The sequence below is a fragment of the uncultured Actinomyces sp. genome, assembly GCF_963526355.1.
Taxonomy (GTDB): domain Bacteria; phylum Actinomycetota; class Actinomycetes; order Actinomycetales; family Actinomycetaceae; genus Actinomyces.
Genome location: NZ_CAUROW010000058.1, coordinates 1 through 12,152 on the forward strand (window position 1 = coordinate 1; position 12,152 = coordinate 12,152).

Annotated in this window: 8 protein-coding genes and 2 pseudogenes; 4 read left to right on the plus strand and 6 right to left on the minus strand. The window is 67.1% G+C overall.

Going from position 1 to position 12,152, the window contains the following annotated elements:
• A pseudogene (locus tag RWR81_RS10120) lies at positions 1–541 on the minus strand (serine--tRNA ligase); the annotation flags it as partial.
• Between the two features lie 504 nt (positions 542–1,045).
• Between RWR81_RS10120 and RWR81_RS10125 the strand changes: the two are divergent.
• Together RWR81_RS10125 and RWR81_RS10130 are read left to right on the plus strand one after the other, a co-directional pair.
• Positions 1,046–1,990, plus strand: a complete 945-nt coding sequence (locus RWR81_RS10125) for a LysR substrate-binding domain-containing protein (protein ID WP_314457409.1) — start codon at positions 1,046–1,048, stop codon at positions 1,988–1,990.
• Between the two features lie 101 nt (positions 1,991–2,091).
• Complete coding sequence (locus RWR81_RS10130) at positions 2,092–3,294, plus strand: diacylglycerol kinase family protein (protein WP_314457410.1); 1,203 nt, start codon at positions 2,092–2,094, stop codon at positions 3,292–3,294.
• 19 nt (positions 3,295–3,313) lie between these two features.
• Here the strand turns inward: RWR81_RS10130 and RWR81_RS10135 are convergent, their stop codons facing one another.
• The 4 genes from RWR81_RS10135 to efeU are packed head-to-tail and all read right to left on the minus strand — an operon-like array spanning position 3,314 to position 8,632.
• Positions 3,314–4,717, minus strand: coding sequence for a M20 family metallopeptidase (locus RWR81_RS10135; protein ID WP_314457411.1), 1,404 nt, complete (start codon positions 4,715–4,717; stop codon positions 3,314–3,316).
• A gap of 59 nt (positions 4,718–4,776) precedes the next feature.
• Positions 4,777–6,291, minus strand: a complete 1,515-nt coding sequence (efeB, locus tag RWR81_RS10140) for an iron uptake transporter deferrochelatase/peroxidase subunit (protein WP_314457413.1) — start codon at positions 6,289–6,291, stop codon at positions 4,777–4,779.
• Positions 6,292–6,322: 31 nt separating this feature from the next.
• Positions 6,323–7,651, minus strand: a complete 1,329-nt coding sequence (efeO, locus tag RWR81_RS10145; RefSeq protein WP_314457415.1) for an iron uptake system protein EfeO — start codon at positions 7,649–7,651, stop codon at positions 6,323–6,325.
• Between the two features lie 51 nt (positions 7,652–7,702).
• On the minus strand, positions 7,703–8,632 hold the full coding sequence (gene efeU, locus RWR81_RS10150) for an iron uptake transporter permease EfeU (RefSeq protein ID WP_314457417.1): 930 nt from the start codon (positions 8,630–8,632) through the stop codon (positions 7,703–7,705).
• 726 nt (positions 8,633–9,358) lie between these two features.
• On the opposite strand from efeU, the gene RWR81_RS10155 reads away from it, so the two are divergent.
• Both RWR81_RS10155 and RWR81_RS10160 read left to right on the plus strand, forming a co-directional pair.
• On the plus strand, positions 9,359–9,787 hold the full coding sequence (locus tag RWR81_RS10155) for a type II toxin-antitoxin system VapC family toxin (RefSeq protein ID WP_314457419.1): 429 nt from the start codon (positions 9,359–9,361) through the stop codon (positions 9,785–9,787).
• 382 nt (positions 9,788–10,169) lie between these two features.
• Positions 10,170–10,649 carry a type II CAAX prenyl endopeptidase Rce1 family protein gene (locus RWR81_RS10160; RefSeq protein ID WP_314457421.1) on the plus strand — a complete coding sequence of 160 codons (480 nt, stop codon included), beginning with the start codon at positions 10,170–10,172 and terminating at the stop codon, positions 10,647–10,649.
• Positions 10,650–10,727: 78 nt separating this feature from the next.
• On the opposite strand, the pseudogene RWR81_RS10165 reads toward RWR81_RS10160, so the two are convergent.
• Positions 10,728–12,152: pseudogene (locus tag RWR81_RS10165) on the minus strand (MFS transporter); the annotation flags it as partial.

The following is a 12,152-nucleotide window of genomic DNA, read 5'->3' on the forward strand; positions in this document are numbered from 1 at the left end:
CCGCCGTCATGAGCGCCAGCTCCAGGCGCATGCCCCAGCCCTTGAGGTAGTAGAAACGGGCTCCGGAGACCTTGGCACCGCGGCGGGTGTCAATGATGTCCAGGCCCTCACCGATCGCCAGGTGGTCGGCGGGCTCAAAGCCCTCAGCGGCGAAGTCGCGGGGCTCGCCGCCCTCATGCCGCAGGACGACGTAGTCCTCCTCGCCGCCCGAGGGCGCCCCCTCGATGAGATTGGCGAACTGGCGGGCCAGGTCGTCGAGCTCGGCGGCGGCAGCCGAGGAGGCGGCCTCGGCGGCCTTGACCTGCTCGGCCAGCTCCTTGGCGCTCGCCAGGATCGCCGGGCGCTCCTCCGGCGAGGCCTTCCCCACGGAGCGGGAGACCTGCTTCTGCTCGGCACGGAGGTTCTCGAAGGCCGCCAGCGCCTGACGGCGGGTCTCGTCGGCAGCGATGACGCGGTCAACGAGATCGACGTCGGCGCCACGGGCGCGCTGGCTGGCTCGGAAGGGCTCGGGGTTCTCACGAAGCGCACGCAGGTCGATCATGACCCTGAGTGTAGTCAGGAGTGCGCCCGAGACCGCAGCCCGGCCGGATCCCGAACGCAGCCCGAGTCGGAGGCCACAGACCAGTGGCGGATCCGACACCCGGCGAAATCAGCTCCGGAACGACGTCGGACACCCCGGACCGACACTGCACCCCGAGAGGAGCTCAGCATCTCGAAGACCAAGAATCAACCGAGAGATAGGCGCGAATAACAGGGGTGTGCTTTATACACGTTCACGTCGTCGCACACCAGCCCCTGGCAGTAAACGTGACCCACATCCCTCTACCAACTTAATCCACCTGTGAATACAATCTATTTCGATCGGTGTGACCTATAGTTCCCGACGACGCCATTGGACCGCCACGTCGGCGGCTCGCCCGCGCCGGAGCCCGCACCGTTCTCCCCGGTCTTCCCGACCACTCGTCTGCCTCCAATTTTCTGCCACTCCGTCATATCCGGCTCGCCGATCGCCTCGGCGCGAGCCCCGACCACAGGACCACTACTCATGCCGATCTCATCATCCCCCTCCTTCTCCCAGCTACGGGCCTTCGTAGCCCTGTGCGACCACCAACACTTCGGCGAGGCCGCCACGGCACTTGGCGTCAGCCAACCCAGCCTGTCCCAGGCCATCACCGCTCTGGAGAAGCGCGTCGGCGGTGAGCTGGTGGAGCGCACCACCCGCCGCGTGCTGGTCACGTCCCTGGGCGAGGCACTCCTGCCCTTCGCGCGCGACGCGGTCCTGGCGGCCGAGGCCTTCACCGAGGCCGCCTCCAGTCAAGGAGCCGCCCTGAGCGGGTCAATGCGACTGGGTATCATCCCCACCATCGCCCCCTACCTGGCCCCCGTCCTCATCGACGGCCTGCGCGAGGCCCTGCCCCAGATGGAGCTGGACCTGCGCGAGATGGTCACCGGGGACAACCTCGACCAGCTCGCTCAGGGACGCCTCGACGCCGCCATCATCGCCCTGGAGGATGACCTCCAGCGCACCACCACGATCCCGATGTTCGACGAGCAGCTCGTCATCCTCACCGCCGCCGACCACCCCTGGGCAGGGCGCACGGACGTGACCCCCGCCGAGCTCGACGACCAGCCCCTCCTCCTGCTGGACGAGGGCAACTGCCTGCGCGACCAGACCCTGGCACTGTGCCAGCGCTACGGCACCCAGCCCCCGGTCGCGGTGGCCACCACCCTGTCGACGGTGACCCGCATGGTGGCCCACGGCTCCGGCGTGACGATCATCCCCGAAGGCGCCCTGCAGCTGCTGAGCCCCTCCTCGGAGTACGGCGTCGCCCGCTTCGGCGGCGAGGCCCCGGTGCGTCACATGGGCCTGGTCCACCGGGTCTCCTCCTCGCGGGGCGCCGACTTCGCCCAGCTCGCCGCTCTCATCGCGCGTCTGGTCGGGGAGGCCGACCTGCCCGTCACGCCGACCATGGTTTCGACGGCGGCCTGAGACAAGCCCGGCCACACCCCTGAACCATCTCATGCCCGTCTCGCCTCGCACTCCTCCTCCATAGTCATGATCGAGTTCGCGCGGGCGGCTAACCTGCCCCTATGACCGGCTCGCTCTCCGACGGCGGGACCCGGGCCACGACGACGCACACCGGACAGCCGCTGGCCTGTGTCGTCGTCAACCCCTCCAAGCCGCGCGCCACCGCCGCGGTACGAACCCTGCTGGAGCGCGAGCTGCGCGAAGCGGGTTACGCCGGACCCGTGTGGCTGGAGACGAGCCCCTCCGAGCCCGGCACGATGCAGACGCGCTTGGCCCTGGCCGCCGGGGCCCGGTTGGTGGTGGCCGCGGGCGGTGACGGAACCGTGCGCTCGGTGGCGGCCGGCGTGGCCGGCACCGGCGTCCAGATGAGCATCGTCCCTCTGGGAACGGCGAACCTGGCCGCCCGCAACCTCGGGATACCGGTCGGCGCCCCAAGGGCCGCGGCCCGGGCGGCGTCCTACGGGGTCGACCTGCCCGCCGACCTGGCCTGGGTGAGGACTGCGCCCTGGGACGACTCCGATGCCGACCCCGTCCCGGCAGTGGCAACCGGAACCGCCGGTCCACCGGGGGACCCGAACGAGCCCAACCACTCAGCCGATTCAGTCAGCGCAGTCTCTTCAGCCGGTCCGTCACCATTGTCGAGCGAGGCGGCCCGGGCAGTACGTGCGGTCCAGAGGGCGACCCGGAAGACCCGCCAGTGGACCCGCCCCACGCTCGGGGACGAGCACGCCTGCATGGTGGTGGCCGGGATCGGCTTCGACGCCGGGCTGGTGGCCTCCACACGCCCCGCCCTCAAAGCGCGCGTCGGCTGGGGTGCCTACGCCCTGGCGGCCGTGGAGAACCTGGGCTCACCGCGCATGGACCTGGTTCTCAGCCTCCTGGACGAGGCCGGCGAGCAGCGCGTGGAGCGCCTGAGGGCCCGCAACCTGCTGGTGGCCAACGGCGGCCGCCTTCCGGCAGGAATCACCCTACTGCCCAAGGCCCGTACCGATGACGGCCTGCTCGATGTCGCCGCCATCGACACGGTCGCCGGTCTGGCCGGGTGGAGTTCCCTGGCGCGCCAAGTGCTGCCACCCTACGCGGCCCACTACTCCGAGTCCGGGCGCTCGCTGGGCCGGGTGATGCTGCGGCGCGGCACCGATGTGACCATCCAGCTCTCCGCCCCTGCCCTGGTTGAGGTCGATGGGGATCTGCTGGCACCCGCACGCAGCATGCGGGTGCGCATCGACCCCGGGGCACTGCTCATCCGCCGCCCAGTGACGTGAGGGCCAAGCCGGCCTCTGCTCACTCCTCCCAGAATCCGGCGACGTCGATCGCTCCGCCGGTGGCCTCGAAGTCGGCTCGCACGGCCCGGCGCAGCTCGGCGTCGTGCAGCCAGTCCAGGGCAACGGCGGCCAGCCCGTAGGCACCGTCGAGAGCGGCCGAGTCCCCGGTGGGAGCGGCGGCGGCCTCGGACATGGCACGGGTGTGGAGGGCGATGTCGGGCCGGTCAGTGACCTTGATGAGTGGGTGAATGCCGGGCACGCGCTGGGAGACGTTGCCGAAGTCGGTGCCGGCGGCGATCGTCTCGGGCAGGACCCCGGCGGGCAGCGGGTCGCGGCCACGCTCGCGCTGGGAGCGCACCCAGGCGGTCAGCAGGGGCCCGTTGTCGCGTACGGGAACCTCGTTGCAGTACTCCGAGGTGAGGATCTCGACGCCCGTGCCGGTCATGAGGGCGGCACCGTGGACGACCTCCTCGACCCGCTCGGCGATCTCCTTGAGGGTCTCGAGGTACTTCGAGCGCACCATGATGGACAGCTCGGTGCGTTCGGGGATGATGTTGGGGACCTGGCCGCCATCAGTGATGATGGCGTGGAGGCGGTCCATGGGGAGCATCTGCTGGCGCAGCAGGCCGATGCCGGTCAGGACCAGGGTGGCGGCGTCCAGGGCATTGCGGCCCATGAAGGGCTGGGAGGCGGCATGAGCCGGCACACCATGGAAGACGACCTCCAGGCGGCGCACGCCGAGCCAGGTCTGGTGGGTGACGTCGTGGGCGTAGGAGTGAGTCTGGATGGCGGCATCAACACCGTCGAGCATGCCGCGCACGGACAGGATCTCCTTGGCGGTCGAGTTCTCCTCGGCGGGCGTGGTCTGCAGGACGACGCGGCCGGGCAGGGCACCGGGGCAGGAACGGGCCAGGGTGGCCAGGGCGAGGAAGGCGCCCACGGAGTTGGCGCACATGACGTTGTGGCCGCAGCCGTGGCCGATGCCGGGCAGGGCGTCGTACTCGGCGAGGATCGCGATGGTGCCGGCCGGTTCGCCGGAGTCTCCGGACACTTCATCAGTGGCACCGGCCCCGGTGGTCCCGGGGATCTCGGCGCGCAGGGCGGTGTCCATGCCGTAGACGCCGACCTCGGGTTCGATGCCGTGGCGACGCAGGAGCGCGGCGACCGAGGCGACGGCGTGGTGCTCCTCGTAGCCGGTCTCGGGGTGGTCATGGATGTCGTGGGACAGCTCGACGATCTGCGGGGCCAGCTCTGCGATGGCCTCCCCCAGGGCGGCGCGCAGGTCGGCCGGGGCGCCGGCGTCGTCGGGCAGGGCCGATGCCGGGCCGACGATGCCGCGGCGCTCCTCGGTCTCGGCGATCATGCGCTCCTGGATGGCGCCGGAGGGGACGGTGGGGCGGGTGAGGTCATTCATGTCGCGCATGGGCCCATCATGCCCACCCGCACTGCAGGCCTCTTCCCCTGGGCCCGCCCAACCGCCACTCAACTGAAGAGCGAGGCGGCCACCATGGTGTCGCCCTTCTTGATGCCCGGCGGGATCGCGAACAGGGCTGCGGCCTCGTGCTTGAGGTACTCCTGGAGGGCGTCGCTCCTGGTCATGCGGTCCAGGATCGGGTAGAAGTTCGTGCGCGGATCCCTCACGAAGGCGATGAAGAACAGGCCGGTCTGCAGCAGGCCCAGGGAGTCGGAGCCGTCGGTGTAGTTGTAGCCGCGGCGCAGCATCCGGCGCCCCTGGTTCTGCTCCGGTGAGACGACGGCGATGTGCGCGTCGGCCGGCACGAGCGTGTCTCCCTTGTCGTTCTTGGCCGCGTAGTCCACGGCCGTGAACTCCTCGGAGGACTTCGTGGGGTTGGCGATGCTCAGCGGCGCCCCGTAGCGCTTGTCGCGCCCCATGGTCTGCTCCTGCTCGATGAGCCGCAGACGGTCCCAGACCTCGGCCAGCATACGGATGCGCCGCGCCACGTAGTAGGTGCCACCGGCCATCCAGGACGCCGCTGCGTCGTCGCCCGGCTGAACCCACAGGTGCTCGTTGAGCTGGTCAGCGGGGTCCTCAGCCTTGATGTTGTTGGTGCCGTCCTTGAAGCCGAACAGGTTGCGCGGTGTCTCCTGGTCCACGGAGGTCGACGACGTCCGCCCGTACCCGACCTGGCTCCACCGCAGGGTGGCGGTCCCGAAGGCGATACGGGTGAGGTTACGAATAGCGTGGACGCACACCTGGGCATCATTGGAGCAGGCCTGGATCAGCAGGTCGCCGTCGGACTGAGCCGCGTGGAGCTGGTCACCGGAGAAGGAGGGCATGCCCTCCTTGAGAATCGCCGGCATCTTGGCTGCCAGGCCGAAGCGGTCGTTGCCCTCGGCGTCGACGAACAGGCCCCTGCCCACGCCGAAGGTGATGGTCAGGCCGTTGGGCTTGTAACCCCAGGCCTCGCCGGTGTCCTTGGGTGGCAGCTGCTTGTTGGAGCTGGGCTGTCCGCCGATGAGTTCCCCGGCGGTCATCTGCTCGGCGGCCACGGCCCAGTCGGACAGGAGCGTTTTCAGCTCCCCGACGTCGGTGGTGGAGACGTCGAAGGCCGCAGTGAACATGTTGTCCTGGGCGGGGGTGGTGATCCCCGCCTGGTGGTCACCCCGGAAGGGGTAGGTCGTGAGGATGGCGTCCTCAGGGCGCCGGGAGGCCTCCCAGGCGCGCCCGCCGGCCACACCGGCCAGGCCCGCGAGCGCGGCGCCCAGGCCCGCACCGGTGAACATGGCGCGGCGGCTCGTTCCCCTGGCACTGGGCTTGTCGGGCTTGTCGGACTTACCGGATTCGCCCGGTTCTCCGGGCTCCTCGGACGCGCCGGGGGTATCGGGCTCTCCCGAGGTGCCGGGGGCCTCCGAGCCGCCGCCCGGACCTTCCGACGTCGGGGCTCCCGCCCCCTGGTGCGCCTGCGATGCTTCCGGACCGGTCGCGTCGGTCGCGACCTGCGCCTCGTCCGACTCGTCAGCCGGCTTGCCACTCACTGTCTGCTCCTTCCGGGGTTGACGACGACGCTCAGAGGATGGTTCCGGCGACCTGCGACAGTGACTCGCTCAGGGCGTTGACGGCGTCGGAGAACTTGCGCTGCACGTCGGTGTAGGAGTTCTTGTCCGGGGTCTCACCGGCGTCCTTCTGGACCGAGGCGATGGTGGAGTAGTCCACGTAGGTCTTCTGTCCATCAGCCGTCTGACCGCTCGCCTGCGCGGCAACGAGGTCCTCGACCGCCTTGAACTGGGTGGTGATCTTCTCGGCGAGCTTGGAGTCCTTCTTCTTCATGAGCTCCTCGACGTTGCCGTAGGCCACCTTGGCGCCCTCGACGTTGGCCTGGAAGTCGTAGAGGTCGGTGTGGGAGAAGGTCTCCTCCTCGCCGACGATCTTGGTGGTGGCAACCTCTTCGAGGAGGGAGGCCGCGCCGTTGGCGACGTCCTCGAGCTCGAGCTCGAACTTCTTGCCGCCAGTACCGTTGATGTTGCCGTAGACAAGGTCGTAAAGCGACTTGGTGTCGGCGTTGAGCTGGTCGGCGACCTTCTGACGGGCGGCGGCGTCGGCGAACTTGAAGGGGCTGGCGGGGTCCTGGGCCCACAGGTCGGCCTCGATGCGGTGCCATCCGGTCCAGCCGTCGATGACCTCCTTATCGGTGACGGCCTTGCCGGCACCGGAGGCGAGGTCTTGAACGCGGGTGTCCAGGGCGGCGTCGAGGTCTCCGGCCTCCTTGATTCCGAAGGACTCGGCGGTGGGCTCGATGCGCTCGTAGTACTGACGTGCCAGCGGATAGAGGCTCTGGGCGGTGGCGGTGTCGCCGGAGGTGTAGGCGGTGACGAAGCCCTGAGTGGCGGTGAGGAGCTGGCCGGCCTGATCGCGCACGTAGGCGGTGTAGTTGGTGACGGCGGCCTCGCGCGCCTCGGCCTCGTCGGCGCTGACGTCGACGGCAGCGCCCTTGGTGATCGTCAGCTGGGTGACGCCCTTGAGCTCGCCGACCATGTTCGGCTTGCAGGCGGCGTAGTAGGTGCCCTCCTTGAGGGAGGTGGTGAGCTTCGCGGTGGTGCCCGGGCCGATGTTCTCCTGCTCGGAGATGATCTGGAGCTTGTCCTCGGTGAGGATCTCCAGCTCGTTGGGCGCCGAGCCGGAGTTGGTGATGGTGAAGGTGACGACGCCCGAGGGGAAGGATGTGGAGGACAGCTGGCAGGAATCATCGGTGAGGGTCACCGTGACCTCCTGGGCACTGCCGGATCCCGAGGCGCCGCCCTTGGCGTTCTTGGGGTTGTCGGCGCAGGCGGCCAGGCCCAGGCCCATGGCGGTCAGGGGGAGCAGGGTGAGCACATTGCGTCGCTTGATGATCGGCATCTGTCTTTCCTTTGTGAGGCGGCGGTGGTGGATGAGGGTCTGCGGAGGTGGTCAGGAGACCTTGCTCGTGTCGGTGTCGGACACGGCCTCACTGACGTCATCGGCGGTCTCATGGGGCTGGTCGGCGGCGATCCCCCGGCGCGGCGAGTGCCGCGCCCCCCGGATCTGGAGGGTGAGCAGCACCAGGACCGGCACGATGTAGAGGCACCAGCCGACGGCCTGCAGCACGGTGGGCTGGAGGTTGAGCTGGAACATGGCCTGGAGCAGCACATAGAGCCAGTAGAGGGGCGAGGCGCTGTCCGGCAGGTGGGCGGACAGGTCCCAGGCGTGGCTCATGATACCGGGAAGGACACCGGCCTCCTGGAAGTCGCCGACGCCGTAGGCGACGATGCCGGCGGCAACGACGACGAGGAAGTACCCGGTGGTTGCGAAGAAGATGCGGAAGTTGATGCGCACCGCGCCCTGGTAGATGAGGACGCCCAGACCAATGGCCAGGGCGAGGCCGGTGACGACGCCCGCCGTCGTCTGCATGGTGGATGTCTCGATGCTGGAGCGCACGGTGGCCCAGATGAACAGGGCCGTCTCGACGCCCTCGCGGCCCACGGCGACGACGGCGATCCAGACGACACCCCAGCCGGAGCCGTCCCCGGAGAGGGTCCTGGACAGTGATCCCTCCAGCTCGCCCTTGAGTTCGCGGGCGTTCTTGCCCATCCAGAAGATCATCCAGGTCACCAGGCCGACAGCAACGAAGGACAGGGTGCCGCCGAGAATCTCCTGGGCCTGGAAGGTGAGGGTCTTGGGCCCCCAGGTCAGGATGGCGCCGGTGGCCAGAGGCAGGAGGGCGGCCAGTCCGACGCCGATCCACAGCTTGGGCAAAGCGTTACGACGATCGGCCTTGACGAGATAGGCGACGATGATGCTGACGACAAGAGCCGCCTCTAAACCCTCCCGCAGGGCGATCAGCAGGTTCGCGAGAAACACTCGGCCTCCATGTCACGAAATTCGTCTCGGATCTCAATAAGCAAGGCAAGCCTATCCTGTGGAGATCTGATCACCAAGGCCTCACGTTTGTCGTATCCATATCGGCTGCCCCCAGGTTTCGCCGATCACAACGGTCAGCATCACCTATGGGCTGACCTGCGCGTTCACCCAGCCGTGAGCCAGCGGCCGTGCGGCATCGCACCCTTTTGACCGGGCTCGCACTCATAGTGCCTCAGAGTTCAACCACCCGGCCTGCACGCCTGTACTCGCGCACTCCCATCCGCATTCGACGCCGGCACAGGCGAAGACAAGGACAACGGGCGGTGCGCAGATGGAACTCCGCCTGCGCACCGCCCCGGGAACGCGGGTTGGGGCGACGGCGTCACCGTCCACGAGCTCCCCTTCTCACCCCTCACCCGCGAGTCCTGTGGACCGCCTCGCGCCTCATCCGGCCGAGCCAGAACCACCGCCCTCTGCGTCATCGTCGGAGGCTTCAGCGCCTGCGGCCGCGACGGCTGAGGTCGCGGCTGCGGCAGAGCACCTGCGCCGGAAGCACCACATAGGTCTGGGTGAGGCTGTCAACGAGCTCGCACGCGCGGGGTTGGCCCAGAAGAAGATGCCCACACGCTTCCGGCAGCGGACGGCCGACGTCGGACTGAAGGTCGATGTCACCGACATCGCCAGCACTCTTGAGCTACTCGATCAATCCGACGCCGAGGACACCCGGTGATCGTTGACGCCAACGTCCTGCTCTACGCCGTCGACAGCAAGTCCCACTTCCACGCCACCGCACAGACATGGCTGGACGAGGTGATGAACGGCGTCGAGCGCGTGGGACTGCCATGGGTGTCGCTGATGGCGTTCCAGCGCATCATCACCCATCCGCGAGTGACTGCGAACCCTCTGACCCCTGCGGACGCCTGGAGCTACATCACCGACTGGCTGGACGCCGACCAGGCCTGGGTTCCCACTCCTGGCAGCCGTCACCGCGACACCCTCGGGCAGCTCCTCATTGACGGCGACCTGCACGGAAACCTCGTCACAGACGCCCATTTGGCCGCCCTCGCCATCGAGAACGGCACAGGCATATGCTCCTTCGACAGCAACTTCACCCGTTTCAACGACCTGCGTTGGATCGACCCCAACAACAGATAGCGCCACCACTGTGCGTCGACGCCATAACCGGGGACACTTCCCGCGTCAACGTCTCCGAACGGATCGGACACCGATCAGGCACCCAAAGAACGAAACGCATTGAGGCCCGTCGACGCTAAGATCGACATCTGGAGGGTTGTTTGATACAAAACACTCACCACATTCGCCCGAGCAAGAGGCCGATCGCCCCTCTCGTGAATAAGTCTCATCACTCCAAAGAAAAACGAAGGGGATGCCGATGACAAATATGAGACACACCTGGTTGTTCCGACTACCACTGGTGCTGGGTATATGGGCATGTGGTTGGTGGTTGGCACCGACCGTGGGCGTGACATCACTCGGCACCTGGCTCCTACCGCACGATACAGCAGGAGGCATTGTCGTGGGAGCAGTGGCATGCGGCCTGCTTCTCGCCGTCCTACTCATCACGCAGCGACCACTCAATCAGGAGTTCCTGCGGCGGCACTGGAGCATGTACCTGCTAATACCGGCAGTTCTTCTGCTGAGCATCGTGCCGCTCCGAGTCGGGGGATTGTTCGCAACGATCGACGAAATACCTGCTTGGGCTTACGTTCTGATGACAACAGTTCACGTGTTCATGCAGCAGTATCTGACATTCGGCCTGCTGCAATCATGGCTCCAACGCTGGCTCCCGCCATTTTTGGCAGTAGTAGGAACGGGGACCCTATTTTACGTAATACACGCGATCCTGATGCCGTATAAGTTTGCGCCAGTACACTGGACAGCAGCACTGGCCATCTTGGCCATGGGTGTAACATGTGCCGCACTGCGCTACAAAATGAGCACAATATACTTCACATTGGCACTTCATTTGTTTTTTTATGCCGCGGTACTGGCATGACGGAACACGGGTGGGAGCGATGGCGCCACCGCCTGTGTCACCCCCACCCGTGAGTCATTCACAGTCGTTCACATTGCGTCAGCCTGCCGAGCCATCCGACTCTTCGGCCCCGGCCACGGAGGTCAGGCCCTCGACGGCGTCGCCGGCCTCACCCGAAGCCACAGAGTCCCCACCGGCCTCCCCGACACCGGCCCGAGCATCGGCCCGCTCTTTAAGACGGGCATTGACCTTCTCGACGTCGAGGCGGGTGAGCAGGAAGAGGATGAGCGCGTTGGCGATGAGCGGGAACCACACGTACATGACGTAGAGCATCTGAATGGCCGAGTCCGGCTGCACGCTCAGGCCACCGTCGTAGCCGGAGGCGGCCAACAGCCACCCGGACACGGCCGTGCCGATGCCGCCTCCGACCTTCACGCCCAGAGACGTGCAGGAGAACATGAGACCGTCGATGCGCTTGCCGGTGCGCAGCCAGGTGTGCTCCGAGGCCTCGGCGATCAGAGCGTTGAGCGTGCCCTGCAGCGAGCTCATTCCCAGGGCCGCGATCCCGGAGAGGACCAGCATGAGCGGGACGTTGTGTAGGTAGGCCGCCATGAGCACCCCGAGCCGCCCGAGCGTGGCGATGACGTACCCGACGACGTTGATCCGGTACATGCCCCCGAACCTGCTCACCACCAGCGGCGTGATCATGAGCCCCACGATGAGCGGGATGTTGATGGCCCAGGCGAAGGTCCCCAGCAGATTGGCATCCCCCAGGATGTAGGTCATGAAGTAGATGCCCATATTGAGCATGGCTGTGAAGATCTGGGTCAGCAGGAAGACGATGAGGATGATGAGGTAGTACTTGTTGGACACGAGCATCTTGGCGGACTCAGCGACCGAGAGCTTGTCATCCTGGGCTCGTCCTCGCTCTCGCCGTCCAGCTCCTCGGGCGGCAGCTCCTTGACCGAGAGCACCGACAGAGTGTTGACCCCCAGGCCGAGCAGCGCATAGATGATGGCCATGGTCCGCCAGCCGACGGCGCCGCCGCCGAACATCGCCACGCCCCCGACCGTGATGCTCTGGATGAGCAGATTGGTCCCGAAGGCGAACATGAAACGGATGGAGCCCATCTGCACGCGCTCGGAGCTGTTGCGGGTGATGAGTGCGGTCAACGAGGAGTAGGCGATGTTGTTGGCCGTGTAGAACACGGCGTTGAGCAGTGTGTAGGCGATGAAGAACCAGGCGTACTTGGCGGTATCCCCCAGGCTCTCGGGGATCGCGAAGATCGCGATGATCATGGCGGCGCAACCCACGAATCCCCACAGCATCCACGGTCGGGCCTTGCCCATTCGCGTGTTGGTGCGGTCCAGCAGCGCCCCGAAGATGAGGTCCGAGAAGCCGTCGAAGAGCCGGGAGACCATCATGAGCGTGCCGACGACGCCCGCGTTGAGTCCGGCGGTGTCCGTCAAGTAGATCATGACGAAGGCGGACAGGAGCACGTAGACGACGTTGCCGGCCACGTCG

What these genes read in the sequence shown, in the direction of transcription:
- RWR81_RS10125 (WP_314457409.1), top strand. Translation starts at nt 1,046, where the DNA reads ATGCCGATCTCATCATCCCCCTCCTTCTCCCAGCTACGGGCCTTCGTA.
- efeO (WP_314457415.1), bottom strand. Translation starts at nt 7,651, where the DNA reads ATGCCGATCATCAAGCGACGCAATGTGCTCACCCTGCTCCCCCTGACC.
- RWR81_RS10135 (WP_314457411.1), bottom strand. Translation starts at nt 4,717, where the DNA reads ATGCGCGACATGAATGACCTCACCCGCCCCACCGTCCCCTCCGGCGCC.
- RWR81_RS10130 (WP_314457410.1), top strand. Translation starts at nt 2,092, where the DNA reads ATGACCGGCTCGCTCTCCGACGGCGGGACCCGGGCCACGACGACGCAC.